Origin of the sequence: Halovenus rubra (assembly GCF_026586665.1) — an archaeon.
GTDB lineage: Archaea > Halobacteriota > Halobacteria > Halobacteriales > Haloarculaceae > Halovenus > Halovenus rubra.
In genome coordinates this window covers 210,578-226,120 of the sequence record NZ_JAODIY010000004.1, presented here as the reverse complement: position 1 = coordinate 226,120, position 15,543 = coordinate 210,578, and the positions used below count along the sequence as shown (strand labels likewise).

22 protein-coding genes and 2 tRNA genes are annotated in these 15,543 nt (G+C 56.7%); 21 read left to right on the top strand and 3 right to left on the bottom strand.

From position 1 onward, the window contains the following. Positions 1-227 precede the first annotated feature (227 nt). The 13 genes from N5098_RS03440 to rpsB all read left to right on the top strand — a co-directional run bounded on the left by N5098_RS03440 (position 228) and on the right by rpsB (position 6,348). Positions 228-310: transfer RNA gene (locus N5098_RS03440), tRNA-Ser, on the top strand. Positions 311-330: 20 nt separating this feature from the next. Next, on the top strand, positions 331-852 hold the full coding sequence (locus N5098_RS03435) for a 30S ribosomal protein S13 (RefSeq protein ID WP_267636296.1): 522 nt from the start codon (positions 331-333) through the stop codon (positions 850-852). Then, complete coding sequence (locus N5098_RS03430) at positions 852-1,376, top strand: 30S ribosomal protein S4 (protein WP_267636295.1); 525 nt, start codon at positions 852-854, stop codon at positions 1,374-1,376. Before N5098_RS03435 ends, N5098_RS03430 begins: the two co-directional genes overlap by 1 nt. After that, a complete protein-coding gene (locus N5098_RS03425; protein ID WP_267636294.1) occupies positions 1,377-1,763 on the top strand; it encodes a 30S ribosomal protein S11 in 387 nt (128 codons plus the stop codon). It abuts the gene before it with no gap. Then, the gene (locus N5098_RS03420) at positions 1,763-2,554 is read left to right on the top strand and encodes a DNA-directed RNA polymerase subunit D (RefSeq protein ID WP_267636522.1); all 792 of its coding nucleotides are present in this window, start codon (positions 1,763-1,765) and stop codon (positions 2,552-2,554) included. Before N5098_RS03425 ends, N5098_RS03420 begins: the two co-directional genes overlap by 1 nt. A 138-nt stretch (positions 2,555-2,692) precedes the next feature. Beyond that, positions 2,693-2,777 (top strand) — tRNA-Leu (locus N5098_RS03415). A gap of 18 nt (positions 2,778-2,795) precedes the next feature. Beyond that, positions 2,796-3,146: a 50S ribosomal protein L18e gene (locus N5098_RS03410; RefSeq protein WP_267636293.1), complete on the top strand. Its 351-nt coding sequence runs from the start codon at positions 2,796-2,798 to the stop codon at positions 3,144-3,146. Beyond that, complete coding sequence (locus N5098_RS03405; protein ID WP_267636292.1) at positions 3,143-3,586, top strand: 50S ribosomal protein L13; 444 nt, start codon at positions 3,143-3,145, stop codon at positions 3,584-3,586. The genes N5098_RS03410 and N5098_RS03405 overlap by 4 nt, the downstream gene beginning before the upstream one ends. Then, positions 3,580-3,978, top strand: coding sequence for a 30S ribosomal protein S9 (locus N5098_RS03400; RefSeq protein ID WP_267636291.1), 399 nt, complete (start codon positions 3,580-3,582; stop codon positions 3,976-3,978). Before N5098_RS03405 ends, N5098_RS03400 begins: the two co-directional genes overlap by 7 nt. Positions 3,979-3,985: 7 nt before the next feature. Further along, positions 3,986-4,186 (top strand): DNA-directed RNA polymerase subunit N, encoded by a 201-nt coding sequence (locus tag N5098_RS03395; protein ID WP_267636290.1) that lies wholly within the window; start codon positions 3,986-3,988, stop codon positions 4,184-4,186. A gap of 1 nt (position 4,187) precedes the next feature. Further along, entirely contained in the window at positions 4,188-4,367 is a 180-nt protein-coding gene (locus N5098_RS03390) for a DNA-directed RNA polymerase subunit K (RefSeq protein WP_267636289.1), read from the top strand. Beyond that, the gene (eno, locus tag N5098_RS03385; RefSeq protein WP_267636288.1) at positions 4,364-5,566 is read left to right on the top strand and encodes a phosphopyruvate hydratase; all 1,203 of its coding nucleotides are present in this window, start codon (positions 4,364-4,366) and stop codon (positions 5,564-5,566) included. The genes N5098_RS03390 and eno overlap by 4 nt, the downstream gene beginning before the upstream one ends. Continuing rightward, positions 5,563-6,348, top strand: coding sequence for a 30S ribosomal protein S2 (gene rpsB / locus N5098_RS03380; RefSeq protein WP_267636287.1), 786 nt, complete (start codon positions 5,563-5,565; stop codon positions 6,346-6,348). Before eno ends, rpsB begins: the two co-directional genes overlap by 4 nt. 111 nt (positions 6,349-6,459) lie before the next feature. On the opposite strand, the gene N5098_RS03375 is transcribed toward rpsB, so the two are convergent. After that, positions 6,460-7,701, bottom strand: coding sequence for a glycosyltransferase family 87 protein (locus tag N5098_RS03375; protein ID WP_267636286.1), 1,242 nt, complete (start codon positions 7,699-7,701; stop codon positions 6,460-6,462). Positions 7,702-7,746: 45 nt separating this feature from the next. Beyond that, positions 7,747-8,901 carry a S1C family serine protease gene (locus tag N5098_RS03370; RefSeq protein ID WP_267636285.1) on the bottom strand — a complete coding sequence of 385 codons (1,155 nt, stop codon included), beginning with the start codon at positions 8,899-8,901 and terminating at the stop codon, positions 7,747-7,749. A 161-nt stretch (positions 8,902-9,062) separates the two neighbouring features. On the opposite strand from N5098_RS03370, the gene N5098_RS03365 reads away from it, so the two are divergent. The 4 genes from N5098_RS03365 to N5098_RS03350 all read left to right on the top strand — a co-directional run bounded on the left by N5098_RS03365 (position 9,063) and on the right by N5098_RS03350 (position 11,122). Further along, on the top strand, positions 9,063-9,317 hold the full coding sequence (locus N5098_RS03365) for a hypothetical protein (protein ID WP_267636284.1): 255 nt from the start codon (positions 9,063-9,065) through the stop codon (positions 9,315-9,317). A gap of 81 nt (positions 9,318-9,398) precedes the next feature. Then, the gene (locus N5098_RS03360) at positions 9,399-10,115 is read left to right on the top strand and encodes a metal-dependent hydrolase (RefSeq protein ID WP_267636283.1); all 717 of its coding nucleotides are present in this window, start codon (positions 9,399-9,401) and stop codon (positions 10,113-10,115) included. A gap of 96 nt (positions 10,116-10,211) precedes the next feature. Next, on the top strand, positions 10,212-10,610 hold the full coding sequence (locus tag N5098_RS03355) for an OsmC family protein (protein WP_267636282.1): 399 nt from the start codon (positions 10,212-10,214) through the stop codon (positions 10,608-10,610). 53 nt (positions 10,611-10,663) lie between these two features. Further along, positions 10,664-11,122 (top strand): DUF5799 family protein, encoded by a 459-nt coding sequence (locus N5098_RS03350; RefSeq protein WP_267636281.1) that lies wholly within the window; start codon positions 10,664-10,666, stop codon positions 11,120-11,122. Between the two features lie 142 nt (positions 11,123-11,264). On the opposite strand, the gene N5098_RS03345 is transcribed toward N5098_RS03350, so the two are convergent. Beyond that, the gene (locus N5098_RS03345; RefSeq protein ID WP_267636280.1) at positions 11,265-11,855 is read right to left on the bottom strand and encodes a DUF7549 family protein; all 591 of its coding nucleotides are present in this window, start codon (positions 11,853-11,855) and stop codon (positions 11,265-11,267) included. Between the two features lie 149 nt (positions 11,856-12,004). Between N5098_RS03345 and N5098_RS03340 the strand changes: the two genes are divergently transcribed. Genes N5098_RS03340 through N5098_RS03325 form a run of 4 tightly spaced genes read left to right on the top strand, consistent with a single transcriptional unit; the run spans position 12,005 to position 15,541 of the window. Then, positions 12,005-12,976 carry a DUF4129 domain-containing protein gene (locus N5098_RS03340; RefSeq protein WP_267636279.1) on the top strand — a complete coding sequence of 324 codons (972 nt, stop codon included), beginning with the start codon at positions 12,005-12,007 and terminating at the stop codon, positions 12,974-12,976. Beyond that, positions 12,967-13,617, top strand: a complete 651-nt coding sequence (locus N5098_RS03335; protein ID WP_267636278.1) for a DUF7269 family protein — start codon at positions 12,967-12,969, stop codon at positions 13,615-13,617. The genes N5098_RS03340 and N5098_RS03335 overlap by 10 nt, the downstream gene beginning before the upstream one ends. After that, entirely contained in the window at positions 13,614-14,981 is a 1,368-nt protein-coding gene (locus N5098_RS03330) for a DUF58 domain-containing protein (protein ID WP_267636277.1), read from the top strand. Before N5098_RS03335 ends, N5098_RS03330 begins: the two co-directional genes overlap by 4 nt. Continuing rightward, entirely contained in the window at positions 14,978-15,541 is a 564-nt protein-coding gene (locus N5098_RS03325; protein WP_267636276.1) for a DUF7519 family protein, read from the top strand. Before N5098_RS03330 ends, N5098_RS03325 begins: the two co-directional genes overlap by 4 nt. Positions 15,542-15,543: the final 2 nt, after the last annotated feature.

The window sequence follows — 15,543 nt, the reverse complement described above, 5'->3', positions numbered from 1 at the left end:
AGTCGGGTGAGTTGGCTTTTCGTGTGGATGACTGCCGTCTTACAGCAGTTGCGAGAGGTCCGTGGGATTGTCCACCCAATCAGAGAGAATTCGATGAAAAGAGACAGCCGTTTCGTTGTGTTTATATACTCCCGGGGAAGAGAGTGTAGTAGAATCGTGTAGGGGTGTTGGACCCCGAGTCCAGTCGATGGGCGCAAGTACAAGGCAGCTAAGCGCGAGTTTCGCGTGTCGTGGTAGCCAAGTGGCCCAAGGCGCATGGTTGCTAACCATGTGGCGTCATGCCTCCGGGGTTCGAATCCCCGCCACGACGTGCATCACAACGACTCACACATGAGTGAAGAACAACCAGACAACGCGGGCGAGGATGGCGAAGACGATGACATTCGCTACTTCGTTCGCATCGGCCAAGCCGACCTCGACGGGACCAAGTCGATAGAGCGGTCCCTGACAGATCTCAAGGGTATCGGACATCGTGCAGCACGAGTGATTGCTGATCAAGTAGGTGTCGACCGTACCGCTACGTTCGGCGCACTCGAAGATGACACTATCGACGACATTGTCGATACTGTGGAAGGGTTCGAAGAAGAAGTACCCGAGTGGCTCACAAACCACCGGAACGACTTCTTTGGCGGCGAGACCACCCACGAAATCGGCAGTGAACTCGGTCTGACACGACGACAAGACATCAACCGAATGAAAATGATCGACTCCTACAGAGGGGTTCGACACAAGCGCGGCCAGAAAGTACGCGGTCAGCGTACCAAGTCGACGGGTCGTACTGAGGGCACCATCGGTGTCAACGTCGAAGCCATCAAGGAGGAAGCCGCAGAGGACGACGTAGGTGAGGAATAATGGCACTCGGAACTAACACAACGTTCTACGAAACACCGAATCATCCGTATCAGGAAGAACGTATCGCCGAGGAATCCGGCCTTCTTGGGAAGTACGGACTCAAAAACAAAGAAGAGCTTTGGCGCGCCGAGTCCGAACTGCGCCAGTACCGACGTGAAGCCCGAGACGCACTCGGGGCAACCGGCGGCGACGAGAGTCAAGCCGAAGCCGAGCGCTCCGAGTTCGTGGCCCGCCTCCAGCGCCTCGACATTCTTGACGAGCAGGAGTCGCTGGCGGACGTGCTATCGTTGGAAGTGACCGATATTCTGGAGCGCCGTCTTCAGACGGTTGTTTACCGGAACGGACTGGCCAACAGCGTCGGCCAGGCTCGACAGTTCATCTCGCACGGCCATATCACCGTCAACGGTGCACGCGTTCAGCGGCCGTCGTACAAGGTTGACGCCGACGAGGAGCACTCTGTCGCCTTCGACGAGAGTTCAGCGCTGAGTGACGAACTCCACCCCGAACGAGCGGAGGACCAATAAATGCCAGAGGAAGAAAGTATCTGGGGCATCGCCCACGTGCACGCATCGTTCAATAACACTATCATCACCATCACGGACCAGACCGGCGCAGAAACGCTGGCCAAGTCCAGCGGCGGAACGGTCGTCAAGCAGAACCGTGACGAAGCTTCGCCATACGCCGCTATGCAGATGGCAGAAGAAGTCGCCGAAGACGTACGAAATCAGGGCGTCGAAGGCGTCCACGTCCGCGTTCGTGGTCCAGGCGGAAACCAGCAGACAAACCCCGGACCGGGTGCGCAGGCGACAATTAAAGCACTCGCTCGTGCCGGACTCGAAATCGGTCGTATCGAAGACGTGACGCCGATTCCACACGACGGGACACGCGGTCCAAAGAACGCGGGCTTCTAATCATGTCCGAATACGAGGTCCAGTTCGTCGAACGTAGCGAACGAAACGCACGATTCGTTGTCCGTTCGGTAACGCCAGCGTTTGCCAACGGCATTCGCCGGGCAATGATCGCAGACGTGCCGACGCTCAGTATCGACACCGTTCGTTTCATCGAGAACTCGAGCGTAATGTTCGACGAGCAGATCGGTCTCCGACTTGGACTGGTCCCGCTAAAGACGCCACCAAACGAGTTTGAAATTGGTGACGAAGTGACCCTCTCGCTCGACGTATCGGGGCCCGAGACCGCATATTCAGGCGATCTCGTCCCAGGAGATGGGTCAGTCACTGTCGCCGACGATAACATCCCGATTATCGACCTCAAAGACGGGCAGCGACTAGAGATTGAGGCCGACGCGGTTCTCGATGTTGGCAACGAACACGCCAAACATCAGGGTGGCGTTGCTGTGGGCTACCGTCATCTCCAGACTGTCGAAGTTGTCGGTGAGAAAAGCGAGTTCGACGACGGAGAGCCACACATTCTTCGGGGCGTCCTCGAAGAGCAGGAAGCCGAACACGCTGCTGAGACTGGTGACGGAACACCCGAAAACGGCGATCTCGTTCCGACCGGTGAGTTCGAGAACGACCTCACGAACCGGTATCCCGGGAAAGAAGTGACAGTCAAAGACGTTCCGGATGCGTTTGTTTTCGACGTCGAGACGGACGGCTCGCTCACTGCGGATGAACTCGTGGAGCTAGCCGCTAACACACTCGGATCACGCGCCAACGAACTCAAAGACGCAGTCGCACTATAGCAATGATTGGACACCCCCACCGTACGACGGCAGCCGGGCGCGGAGAGCGCGTGCTGGCACCATTGGTCACGCCGGAGAGCGGCGCTGACCGACGGACCGAAAGGGGTTTGTGGGGGTCACAACAACCAGTATACGCACGCAGGGATAGCCAAGTCAGGCCAACGGCGCAGCGTTCAGGGCGCTGTCCCGTAGGGGTCCGCAGGTTCAAATCCTGCTCCCTGCATTTTTTAGGAGGTAGGTTATGAGCAAGACAAACCCGAGACTTAAGAGTCTCATCGCCGACCTGAAGTCGGCTGCCCGGAACTCCGGCAGCGACGTCTGGAGCGACGTCGCCGAGCGACTGGAGAAGCCGCGGCGGACGCACGCAGAAGTCAACCTGGGCCGCATCGAGCGGTACGCTCAGGAGGATGAAACAGTCGTCGTGCCGGGAAAAGTCCTCGGCAGCGGTTCCCTCAACAAAGAGGTAGCCGTCGCCGCTGTCGACTTTTCGGGCACTGCGAAGACCAAAATCGACCAGGTCGGTGAGACTATGGAACTCGAACAGATACTTGAACAGAATCCGGAAGCCTCGAACGTACGGGTGATTCGATGAGCATCGCAGAGTTTGATGCAGATATCGTCGTTGACGCCCGTGACTGTATCATGGGTCGTGTCGCCTCACAGGTTGCCGAAAAGACGCTTGACGGTCAGACCGTTGCAGTGGTCAACGCCGAACAGGCTGTCATCACCGGCAACGAGGACGACATTATGGGAACTTACACCAAGCGCCGCGAGCTTGGGTCGGACCGCGGTCCATACTATCCGAAGCGACCGGACCGAATCTTCAAGCGAGCAGTGCGAGGAATGCTGCCGTACAAGAGCACGCGAGGCCGTGAGGCCTTCGAGAACGTCCGCATCTACGTCGGCAACCCCTACGAGGGAGACATGGAAGCGAACGTGCTTGACGGAACATCCCTGGACAGGCTTTCGAACATCAAGTTTGTCTCACTGGGAGACATTAGCGAATCACTCGGAGCAAACGTAACATGGTAACGAACACATCAGGCAAGAAGAAGACGGCAATCGCGCGAGCGACCGTTCGGGAGGGGACCGGCAAGGTCCGCATCAACGCCCGACCGGTCGAGTTGTACGACCCAGAGTCGGCCCAACTGAAGATTCTGGAACCGTTCCGCGTTATCGACGACCCGCTGCGCGAGGAGGTCGACATCGACATCACCGTCGAAGGCGGTGGTGTGATGGGGCAGGCTGACGCCGCACGAACGGCAATTGCCCGCGGACTCGTCCAGTACACGAACGACGCAGAGTTGCGCGATGCATTCATGGAGTTCGACCGGTCGCTACTGGTCAACGATGTCCGACAGCGTGAGGCCAAGAAATGGGGCGGCCCGGGCGCTCGTGCCCGCTACCAGAAATCTTACCGGTGATACAGCCATGATGGTACCAGTCCGGTGTTTCACGTGCGGGACCGTCGTCGGTGAGCACTGGGAAGAGTTTAAGCATCGCACGAAAGAAGCTGACGAGCCAGAAGACCCCGAAAAGGTCCTCGACGAACTGGGCATCGAACGACACTGCTGTCGACGGATGCTTGTCTCGCACAAGGACCTCGTCGACATCGTCGCACCATATCAATAGTATGTCGAAACCAGATAATCGCTACGAGAAGGCGCGAATCATCGGCGCACGAGCCCTACAGGTAGCCTACGGCGCACCGGTACTCGTCGAAACCGACCAGCGAGAGCCAATTCTCATCGCTGCTCAGGAGTACGACGAGGGTGTGTTGCCATTCACTGTGCGGCGAGGTGACCGTGCGTGACGCTCGTCACGGACGTCCGCCTGCGGCGGGTACTCGACTCACGCGGTAACCCGACTGTCGAGGCTGACGTTCGAACGGAAAGCGGCGGCTTCGGGCGTGCAAAGGCGCCATCCGGAGCAAGTACCGGAGAGTACGAAGCAATTGAGTTGCCTGTCGGTGAGGCAATCGCCGGCGCACGCGAGCGAGCGATTCCTCGTCTTGTCGGAGAGGTCTATGCCGGCAATCAGCGAGATATCGACAACGCGCTCCGTGCTGCCGATAGCACTGACGACTTCTCGCATATTGGTGCCAACAGTGCAGTCGCCATCTCGATGGCTGGTGCCAAGGCAGCCGCCGACGTACTCGGTGCACCACTATTCCAGCATCTTGGTGGCACGTTCCGCGGGGATACCTTCCCTACGCCGCTTGGCAACGTTGTGGGCGGCGGCGAACACGCTGCAGATGCCACACATATCCAGGAGTTCCTCGCTGCGCCCGTCGGCGCTCCATCGGTTGAGGAGGCAATCTTCGCCAACGCAGCCGTCCACAGCGCAGTACGGGACCAACTCGACGAGCAGGGACTTTCCTGTGGGAAAGGCGACGAAGGTGCATGGGCACCATCAGTCGACGACGGGAGTGCGTTCGACATCGTGTCGGCAGCAATCGAGACTGTCGAAGACGATGTCGGCTTCGAAATCCGGCTCGGACTGGACGTAGCCGCCGCGGAGTTGTACGATGCCGACAAAGAGGTCTACCGCTACGGTGAGCAGACTCGTGATACCGGCGAGCAAATCGACTACATCACAGAGCTCATCGAGGAATATAACCTGATCTACGTCGAGGATCCCCTTGACGAAGACGACTTCGAGGGCTATGTCACCCTGACAGAGCGCGTCGGCCAGGGGACCCACATCTGTGGTGACGACCTGTTCGTGACCAACGTCGAACGCCTCGAACGCGGTACCGAAATGGGGGCTGCAAACAGCATTCTGATTAAGCCCAACCAGATTGGGACGCTCTCAGAGACGGTCGACGCAGTTGAACTTGCCCGACGGAACGGGTACGAGCCGGTTATTTCACACCGGAGCGGAGAGACGGAAGATACGACGATTGCACACCTCGCTGTCGCTACTGACGCCCCGTTCATCAAGACAGGCGTTGTCGGCGGCGAGCGGACGGCAAAGCTGAACGAACTCATCAGAATTGAACATAACGCATGAGCGGAAACGATAACGACGGTCTCGAGGAGTCCGACGCCAACGTCGACCCCGAAACAGACGGGACGACCGAGGAGCAGGCTGCCGAGGCCGAGACGGAAGCGGAACCACCCGCCGAAGCCGACGAGGCTGAGGCAGAACCAGTTGACGACGAAGCGTCGGATAACGAAAGCACGCTTGACGAGGATGTCATGTCCGACGAGGATGCTGACCTCCTCATTCCTGTCGAGGACTATCTGGGCTCCGGTGTTCACATCGGGACTCAACAGAAGACCTCGGACATGGAACGGTTCATCCACCGGGTCAGGACCGACGGACTCTACGTCCTTGACGTCGCGATGACTGACAGCCGTATTCGGACGGCTGCGGACTTCCTCGCGAACTACGAGCCAGAGCAGATTCTGGTTACATCGTCGCGCCAGTACGGTCGGTTCCCGGCTGAGAAGTTTGCCGAGGCAGTGGGCGCACGCGCCTGGACCGGTCGGTTCATCCCCGGCACACTGACGAACCCCAAATACGATGGCTACATCGAGCCCGACGTAGTCGTTGTAACTGACCCAATCGGGGACGCACAGGCTGTCAAGGAAGCCATTACGGTTGGCATCCCAGTGATTGCCATGTGTGACTCCAACAACACCACGAGCAACGTTGATCTCGTGGTCCCAACCAACAACAAGGGTCGCAAAGCACTGTCTGTGGTCTACTGGCTGCTTGCCAACGAAACGCTGGACCGCCGCGGTGCCAAGCCTGCCTACTCGCTTGAGGACTTCGAAAGCGATATCTGAGTTTCGGGTTTTCGACTGACAGCGTGTGCAGTTCTCCCGATTCGAATTGCTGACCAGTGGCGACGCTTCTCTCAAGCGAATAGTGAGACCACACTGGCTGTGGACCGAGCGTCACAGGTCAACGTGAACAAACACACAGCCCAAAAGCAACAGCCACATGCCAAGCGTCGGGAACAGAATAACCTCGTAAAATCGATGCCCAACAGCTAACAGCGCCGACTCAAGTGGGCCAGCAACTCCCAGTCCACGCACAGCCGTCTCGACAACAGGAAAGCTAACACGCACTGTTGAGACAAGCGTCCCGACGACCAGCAGTTGTCGCGGGCGACCAGATGGCAGTCGGTAGAGAAGGACCACGAGTGGCACGATAAATAAGACCATGTAGAGTCGCTGGAGGGGAAAAAACAGCAGTGCGACCAACACCGTCCCAAGCACGGTTGCGTTCTTTTTGTTGTCGGTTCCAACATCGAGATAGAGATATCCCAGAATCGGCCCAAGAACGACTGCAGCAAGCGGCGTTACATACGGCGGACCGATACCGAAAATCGCCGCTACCTGCCGCTGGGCCCCGCCTCTGGTTGCTGCTGGCTCCGGAGCGCCGTCGAACCCGTCGTACCGTCCCGTGAGTACCTCGGTAAAGTAGGTCTCAGTTACATCTGGCCCCAACGCGAAGATTCCCACAAGTATGCCAGCGAAGCCAAACACCACAGCAGCCACGACGGCCCGGTATGACCGACGGCGGAGCAACCAGAGACCAAGCACTGCGGGGAACACTTTGACCAATGCGGCCCCCGCAAAGGCAATACCTGCGACGGCGTCACGGTCCCGGTCAAGAGCATCGAGGCCAGCTGCAACCGCAAATCCAAGCCAGAGTGTCACTTGTCCGTTAACCACCGTAATCGCACTGTAAGAAGAAAAAAGCCCAAAACCGGTCAGCAACAGCCAGTCAATCCATGTGAGAGCCACATTCCGTCGTGAAAGTGCGCGCCAGAGGAACACGGCGATACCCACGGCAAAGCCAGTGTTCAATACGGTCTGGACGGCGAACGCGGCTCCGGGACCACCAAGAAAGACATGTGGCACAAACACGAAGATGATAACCGGCGGATAGATGTAGTGATAACCGCTTCTATCCGGCGGGGCCACATTGTAGATATCACCCCCAGAGAGCAACGCGTCTGCTGCATAATAGTAGACATCAGAGGCGAGCATGAACTGCTCGGGTGCGACAAGGGGAACAGCAACGACGCTCAGACACCCAGAGAGAATCCCAAAAAGAAGGACGAGGCGTGCACTCCGTGGCGGCGTCACTGAGCGGTCACGGCCACAGTCATCTGGGCGGTCGGCTGACACACGAGGTGTATCAGTCGACAGCGTATAAAACAGGTCGGCTTTGGGTCAGGGTGTGGTGTCGTTGTCATCCGGACGAGCTCCAAGAGTCAGGGAGATAGTCTCGCGCTCGGCATTACGAATGATTTCGATCTCAATCGTGTCTCCGGGGTCGGTTTCCAGGGCGAGAAACGCCGAGAGTCGCTCCTGACTTGGTATTGCCCAGTCTCCCATACGGACGATGACATCGCCACCGACAGGGACATCTCTCCCGTCGACACTTTGTGTTTCGGTCGTCCCTTCAAGGATGCCATCTGACGGGCCGCCGGGGAGTGTGTCATCGATGTAGACCCCCCACGTAACAGGGAGGTCATTCGCTTTAATAATTGGTGGCCGAACATCGTATAGTTGGATACCCATATGTGAGTGCTCGTACTCGCCGTCAGCAATGAGTGCGGGGACGACATTTTGTACCATCGCGGCCGAAATAGCAAAGCCAATATTCTGTGCCTGTCGCTGTCCCGCACTGACTACACCGACCACGTCACCGCCGTAGGTGACCAGTGGCCCACCGCTATTACCGGGGTTGACTGCCGCATCAAACTGGATACCGTCGGCAATACTATACGGCTGCCCGCGAGGCCGAATGTTCCGGTCAAGGCCACTAATTACACCGGTGGTAAGAGAGCCAGCCAGATTAAATGGGTTGCCAACAGCAGCCACCGGCGTACCAACGGCCTGTGGCTCTTCGACGAGGGGGAGCGGTGTGGCATTCTCCGGTTTGTTTGTCACCTCGATAACAGCGAGGTCACTGTGGATATCAGTGCCGACCACAGAAGCTTCACGCCACCCGGCGTCCGGAAACCGAACGTACGGAGGGACGTCGAAGCTAACAACGTGTTCGTTTGTGACAAGATAGGAGTCGTTGTAGACCCAAGCGGTCCCGCCTGCAGGACCCTGGGGCGTCTGAATCTCGACACCGGCAACCGAATCAATGACTGCATCGTACACTTCTGATTGAGCGCCCTCAGTGGATGGCTTTTCGATTGTCCCCTCCGGCGTATCGGAGGTTTCGGGAAACTCTCCAAGATTTCTATCAGTGCTTTCAGACTCAGTAGAAGGGATTTCTTCGGGTGCTTGAAGCACACACCCAGCCACACTTGCCGACAACAATGATCCCACACCGGCGAGAAGATGACGACGAGACATGCCCGTCTGTTCCATACCAAAGGGAAGGACGCGACAATAATAAATGACCGGGAGCAACCGAACAAAATCTCGTGTTGCCGACGCTTTGATTTCGGTTTCACAGCTCGATGACCGTATACCAAGCGTCGCCAAATCGGTGGCGAAGATACTAGAGCAGGGCCAACAAAAAGACGGCTATGGCAACGGAGCAATCTCGCACAGACGGAGCAAATACGAGCGTATCCGACGACAAGCCAGATTTCTTGATTCCGGGCGTTCGTTGCGGGATCGAGATGGTGCTCGCTGGCGGCCTGATTGTGCTGGTTGGCCTGCCGGCAGAAAACGATATTTACTTCGGTGGAGTGATAACCCTCGCTATTATCGTCATGGTGACTATTCTGTTCTGGGGGATTAATAGACAGATAGAACAGTGGATTGCAGCGGCTCAGTAACGCTGTGTCAGTGAGCGGTCAGTGTCAACGGTGACTGACTCCTCATTGTTTAAGTAACAGTCGTGAGTAACATGAACTGGTATGGATCTTACCTGGCATGGCCACTCAACGTGGCACGTCGAACTGGGGACGACCAGTCTGCTGATCGACCCGTTTTTTGACAACCCCAACACAGAGACAAAGCCGACAGAACTCACCCCTGACTACGTGCTGTTGACACACGGACACGCCGACCACATTGCGGATGTAGGCGAGTTCAGAGATGCGACAGTTGCCGCGACGCCGGAACTTGCCAACTTCGTCGTTGACGAGTTCGATATCGACGAAGCGAACACCGTCGGCTTCAATCTCGGTGGAACGCTAGAGCTGGGTGACGCATACGTCACGATGCACCGTGCAGACCATACAAACGGCCTCATGACGGAGTACGAGTTCTCCGGTGGGATGCCAGCAGGGTTCGTTATCTCGGATACAGAGCCAGCACAGGTAAGCGAAAACGAGTCAAAGACATTCTATCACGCCGGCGATACTGCCCTAATGAGCGAAATGAAAGACGTCATCGGGCCGTATCTCGAACCCGATGTAGCAGCACTGCCGGCAGGTGACCACTTCACCATGGGGCCGCGGCAAGCGGCTATCGCTGCTGGCTGGGTTGACGCTGAGTACGCGGTTCCGATGCACTACGATTCGTTCCCGCCAATCGAAATCGATACCGAAGAGTTCGAGCGTCACATTCAGGCACATGCACCCGACACCGAGTCGGTTGTACTCGACGGCGACGAAACGTTCGAACTGTAGCAAGCAGTTGCCGTCCAGCTAACGGACAGCGCTTATTTCCCCGCAAGTACTGAGGCGATAACCAAGGTTTTCATTCCCCGGGTCGAACAGGAAGTGATGTCAGATATTAACGTCACGAGCACGTGTGAAGAAGGGTACACAACTGAGAGTGTCGTCGGAGACTGGGACCTCGTTGTCGACGCCACAGATGAGGACGGCCCGAACCCGAACGCAGTATTGGTCGCTGATTATGCGTCCTGTTTCATCCCTGCATTCCGTGTCGGGGCCGATAAAGAAGGATTCGACGATGTTGGCACAATCACGGTCGAATCCGCTGCTGAACTCGACGACGGTGACGACTTGTCCAGTATTTCATTCGACATTCACGTTGAGTCGGACCTTGGTGACTCCGTCGACGACGTCGTTGCCCGTGCAGAGGACATTTGTCACGTCCACGCCGCACTCCGAGAGGAACTGCAGGCGGATATTACGGTCACCGACAGCGCAGACCTGTAAACCAACCCCATTTTTTGGAAACGCTGATAGGGATACCGCTTGTAGGGCAGGGTATGAGTAATCAGTGGCGCGACAGGCTTGCAGGTGCGCGCATGCAGGTCGACAAACGTTTCGACGACCGAATTCGCACCTCAGAGTTTACCAACCAGCAATGGGGCCTTATTATGACTGCAGTCGAGTTCGACATCGACAACCCAGAGCAGCCAGAGTCGGCCGAACTTGTCGCCAAAACAGACCAGGTCGAACATATCATCCCAGAACTCGATAACGTCCCACAAGGAATGGGCGGCGCACCGATGGGTCAACAACAGTCTCAGGGCGGAAGTGGTGACGGGCTGTTGGGTAAGATTCGTGGTTTCCTTGGCGGGAACGATGATAGCGGCCAATCCGATGAAGAAACTCTCCAGGCAGCGTCTGCACTCGTTGGTGAGTACGCTGACGAACTCCAGCAGTTTCTCGAAGAAGAAGGGCAATGGACCTCCCTCTGTGAAAGTGCAGCAGCAGCCAAATAGTGATCTGTTGCTTGGCTCAGAGCAGATGAGAGTTCAGTTCCACCCCATATGCGGTCTTCGGTAGGTACCGTATCCACCCAACTGGAACTCGTTTCAGACAGGAGTTATCCACTCTGAGAGGAGCCCTGGCGAACTGCAGCCGCTACGACGCGTCAGCGTCAGGCACTTGCTTTGTCAGTAGCAAGACGACCGAGAGGACTCCGACGATGAAGACGCCAATGGGAATTGGCATCCCAACTGTATCTCGTTCGAGGAACTGAAAGACTGAGGAAGCGCCGACTCCGAGAGTCCCAACTCCCAGTAGTGCTCCCATCAGTCGGACCTCGCTAACCGGTAATCGTGCAATTGTCTGTGCAGTTCTAAGATACAGTGCGAGGCTGAACGCGAATGCGATTAAGAAAACAAGTGCTGCTAGCAGCCAGAGGATGCTCGCCAGCCCAAGTGTTCCCTCGTAGAACGTCGCTGAGCCGACCGGTGTAGTGGCAAACAGCGATGTGGCAAGTTCTGATCCGGAGTACGTCGCATCCAGCGGCTGCGTTGCCTTGATAGAGCTGCCGCCTATATCAAGAACGCCCGGTTGACGGAACTGGAGTTCGACCAGTGCAAACCGGAAAAAGTAGACTGTTCCGCCAGCCGGAGCGTCTCCTTGGTACGCAACGTTCCAAGGAACAAGTAACGAAACCCAGGCTGCGAGTACTGCTAATTCACTCGTATACTGCGAACGAACCCACATGCTCTTAGTGAGGGGTGAGCCGAGACAGTATTAAAGATACGTATCTCGACCAGCAATAGCCATATCTAAGACAGCCACAGACAAGACGAGTTGTAGAGTAAACCATCGCTACTATATGTGATGATGTGCAATTGAGAGCAATTCAATTAATGAGAGACAGATTGGTTCCTGTCGCAATTGCCCTCCTCTGTATTGTGGCCGTCGGAATTGGAGCCGCGTCGTTGTCACAGCCCGCCGATAGTAATGGCGGTAACGGGTTCTTCGGCGACGGAGATACCGCTGAGACAAATAGTACGACTGGCGACAGTCCTCCACGTTCCGAGGCACAATCAGGCCAGCAACAGGCAGCGCAGGGGGACACACAATGTATCAGCGGATGGGATTCGACATCGCTTGGTGTGATTCTTCTTGCGACTGTCCTTGCCCTGTCAGCACTTGTCGGCATTCACGAGGGGTCGGTAATGGCCGGTATCGTCGTCCTCCCTGTGTTAGCAATTCCAGCAGTCCTCCTCATGACCGGGTTATTCGGGTTTATTGGCTGTGCACAGCCTGGGCAGCAAGCAACCGCTGCAGTACAGGAAAACGGCACAGTTGTCCAGAACGGTACATCGTTTAACAATGCATTCGGTTCCGGAGAGGGCGAAGGGTCACTCACGAGTCGGCTACAGATAGTTGGTACCTTTCTCGTAATTGTAACGGTCTTGTTAGCGGGGGCGTTCTACGTCCAACGTCGTGATTCCGACGAGGTGGCTGACGACCATCCAACACAGGTCTCGGATATCGCTGCTGCCGCGGGAGAGGCAGCCGACGAGATAGAGCATGTGTCGGCCGATACAAACGGTATCTATAGAGCATGGGCGAAGATGACAGAGGTGCTCGATGTTGACCATCCTGAGACGAGCACACCCCAAGAGTTCGCTGACGCTGCCCTGGCAGCCGGACTCAACGCTGATGACGTCCAAGAGCTTACCGAACTGTTCGAAACTACCCGATACGGGACAACATCTATCACTAGCGACCACGAGAAGCGAGCAGAGGACGCGCTCCGACGAATCGAGCGAGAGCACGCAGGCCCGGAAGAATCGCCGGATGAAGACCAGGAGGGAGAGAAATGGCGCTGAAACGAACAGTCACCGCCGTGGTGTTGTTCACTTTAGCCGCTGTGATTTTGCTTTCGCCAGTAAGCGGAGAGATACCACTCAGTCGACAGCTCGTATATATTATTGGATTGGTCGTCATCGCTCTCGGAGTGGTGTACGTGTGGCCCGGCAGGGAACAAACACAGGCTACTCCCCCAATGCCAGAAACGCGGGCAGAGCTTTCTTCACCCGGTGAGAGTATTGAAGAACAACTGGATGTGCTCTCGGGAACCCCAGTTCGTCCAGACGCGGTCACGTTCTGGAAAGACACACGAGAGGAGGTATCGACACACCTCCACACGCTCGCAGTCCAGACGCTTGCAGAGCGGTATAACCTGACCAATGAAGTGGCAGTTGAGCTGATAGAGACAGGTACCTGGTCCCAAGACCCCAAGGCTACGGCGTTTTTCAACGCAACAAGGAACGAAAACGATGGCGGGCCGCGGGCCGCATCAATACGGTCCAACGTTGGACAACAGGCACGACACGTGATTGACGAGCTGGGAACAATCGAACGCGGCGAGCAACTTCTCCCCGACGAGGCTGTGACAAGGCCAGAGTCACTCGATAAAGACGGCCAGCAAACAGGTGTTGAGACACAGGACGCAGGTGGGCCACAATGAGCACAACACAGCATCGAACAGAACAAAAAGAGAGAACAGAACTCTCGGACGGTGAAAACGAGAACGAAACTATAAATCAATCACCAAGAGTTCGTCATATTGCCTCCCACAGTACCGGTCGCTGGAAAGTCGTCGGCGGTGGAGCCATCCTCGCTGCTGGTGTAAGTATCCTCGCCAGAGTGCCAGCACTGTTACTCGTCTGTGTTATGGCTGTTGGAATGCTTACTGTTCGGCAACTGTCATCAGTGCCAAACCCCGAGGTGACAGTCAGCCGGTCGCTCTCGCCCGTAGACCCCGACCCCGGCGAGACTGTTACGGTTGAAACCACAATAAAAAACGTCGGCGAGCGGTCATTACCCGACTGTCGATTTATTGCAGGTGTACCCGACGAACTCCGAGTGAGTAATGGAACTCCACGTCTCGCAACCAGACTTGCTCCCGGCGAAGAGTGTACGTTCTCCTACGATATCAAGGCAGAGGGTGGAACCCACAAGTTCGAGGACATCTACCTTATTCTGAGTGATGCAGTAGGAGCCACAGAACACGAGTACAAACTGGGAGTCCACCAACGACTTGACTGCCGGCGCAACCCGTCACCGCTACAAGTCCCAGTTCTCAGGTCAGTGACGACGCCGTATGCCGGTCGACTCTCAACTGAACAGCCCGGAGAAGGACTTGAGTTCTTTGCTGTCCGGGAGTACCGAACCGGCGACCCCCTCAAGCGAATCGACTGGAACCAGTACGCTTCAAGCAAGCAACTCGCGACTCTTCAGTTCAGAACGGAGCGTTCCGCATCGGTCGTTATTCTCGTGGATGTTCGAAAAGACGCGTACGTCCGAACTGACCCAGAAGACAACCATGTCGTTGAGCGCGGAATCGAAGCCGCTGGAAGAGCGCTGGTCACGCTGCTTGATGAAGACCACCAAGTCGGTCTCGCGACACTTGGTCCACCGTTCTGGCTCGCGCCGAGTGATGGGACGAACCACCGCAACAGAGCGTTAGACGCACTCTCGTGTAACCCTGTCTTCTCGTCGACACCGCCGGACGAGGAGTATCCGACGAGACTTCGAACACTTGAGTTACTTCAGCGGTTAACCGAGCCGACACAGGTGATTATATGTACGCCACTCGTCGACGACCGCGTTGAGTTACCGCTACAGATGCTAGAATCGGACGGGCACGAAGTGACTGTACTCTCACCGAATCCGGCAGAGATGGACACCAGAGGCGGTATCGTCGCCACACTCGAACGACAGCAACGCGTCAGCCGGATTCACGGATATGGAATTCCAGTCATCGACTGGGATACCGACACACCGCTTGAGACAACTGTCGCACAGACGATGCACGGGTGGTCAAAATGAGCGACGCACAGACAGACGACAAGACAGTCGATACTGAATGGGTCGAGTTCGAGTACGAACCACCAAGCATCGCGACAGCCACCATCTTCGGTGGGTCACTTGTGGCGATTGCCGCACTCGCACTTTCGACACTCTATATGGCCCTTGGTGCCGGTGCCGGCGCAGCCGTGGTAGTTGCTGGCGTCGTCAAAGGACGACAGAAAGTCGTCACTCTCGGGTCTGGTGTGTTGTTCGTTGCGCTCGTCGGCGCAGGATTGAGCGGCAGTTCTCCAGTTGCTGTTGTCGTCACCGGGGCTGCGATGGTGGTTGTGTTCGACGCAGGTCGGTACGCTGTGCAGTTGGGCACGCAAATCGGACGAAGTGGAACAACGACCGATGCGGAACTCAGACACATCGGACTCACGGTCACAGTGTCGGCCCTGACGGCCATTCTCGGAACAGTTATTTTCCTCGTCGCGCCGGGACAACAGCCGAGTGGCGTGGTGGTCCTGCTATTGCTCGCTGGCGTGTTGTTTATCTCAGCGCTGGTTCTGCGGGATGACGTTGGCGATGTCGTGTAACG

What these genes read in the sequence shown, in the direction of transcription:
- N5098_RS03435 (WP_267636296.1), top strand. Translation starts at nt 331, where the DNA reads ATGAGTGAAGAACAACCAGACAACGCGGGCGAGGATGGCGAAGACGAT.
- N5098_RS03430 (WP_267636295.1), top strand. Translation starts at nt 852, where the DNA reads ATGGCACTCGGAACTAACACAACGTTCTACGAAACACCGAATCATCCG.
- N5098_RS03425 (WP_267636294.1), top strand. Translation starts at nt 1,377, where the DNA reads ATGCCAGAGGAAGAAAGTATCTGGGGCATCGCCCACGTGCACGCATCG.
- N5098_RS03410 (WP_267636293.1), top strand. Translation starts at nt 2,796, where the DNA reads ATGAGCAAGACAAACCCGAGACTTAAGAGTCTCATCGCCGACCTGAAG.
- N5098_RS03405 (WP_267636292.1), top strand. Translation starts at nt 3,143, where the DNA reads ATGAGCATCGCAGAGTTTGATGCAGATATCGTCGTTGACGCCCGTGAC.
- N5098_RS03400 (WP_267636291.1), top strand. Translation starts at nt 3,580, where the DNA reads ATGGTAACGAACACATCAGGCAAGAAGAAGACGGCAATCGCGCGAGCG.
- N5098_RS03395 (WP_267636290.1), top strand. Translation starts at nt 3,986, where the DNA reads ATGATGGTACCAGTCCGGTGTTTCACGTGCGGGACCGTCGTCGGTGAG.
- N5098_RS03390 (WP_267636289.1), top strand. Translation starts at nt 4,188, where the DNA reads ATGTCGAAACCAGATAATCGCTACGAGAAGGCGCGAATCATCGGCGCA.
- rpsB (WP_267636287.1), top strand. Translation starts at nt 5,563, where the DNA reads ATGAGCGGAAACGATAACGACGGTCTCGAGGAGTCCGACGCCAACGTC.
- N5098_RS03370 (WP_267636285.1), bottom strand. Translation starts at nt 8,901, where the DNA reads ATGGAACAGACGGGCATGTCTCGTCGTCATCTTCTCGCCGGTGTGGGA.
- N5098_RS03365 (WP_267636284.1), top strand. Translation starts at nt 9,063, where the DNA reads ATGGCAACGGAGCAATCTCGCACAGACGGAGCAAATACGAGCGTATCC.
- N5098_RS03360 (WP_267636283.1), top strand. Translation starts at nt 9,399, where the DNA reads ATGGATCTTACCTGGCATGGCCACTCAACGTGGCACGTCGAACTGGGG.
- N5098_RS03355 (WP_267636282.1), top strand. Translation starts at nt 10,212, where the DNA reads ATGTCAGATATTAACGTCACGAGCACGTGTGAAGAAGGGTACACAACT.
- N5098_RS03350 (WP_267636281.1), top strand. Translation starts at nt 10,664, where the DNA reads ATGAGTAATCAGTGGCGCGACAGGCTTGCAGGTGCGCGCATGCAGGTC.
- N5098_RS03345 (WP_267636280.1), bottom strand. Translation starts at nt 11,855, where the DNA reads ATGTGGGTTCGTTCGCAGTATACGAGTGAATTAGCAGTACTCGCAGCC.
- N5098_RS03340 (WP_267636279.1), top strand. Translation starts at nt 12,005, where the DNA reads ATGAGAGACAGATTGGTTCCTGTCGCAATTGCCCTCCTCTGTATTGTG.
- N5098_RS03335 (WP_267636278.1), top strand. Translation starts at nt 12,967, where the DNA reads ATGGCGCTGAAACGAACAGTCACCGCCGTGGTGTTGTTCACTTTAGCC.
- N5098_RS03330 (WP_267636277.1), top strand. Translation starts at nt 13,614, where the DNA reads ATGAGCACAACACAGCATCGAACAGAACAAAAAGAGAGAACAGAACTC.
- N5098_RS03325 (WP_267636276.1), top strand. Translation starts at nt 14,978, where the DNA reads ATGAGCGACGCACAGACAGACGACAAGACAGTCGATACTGAATGGGTC.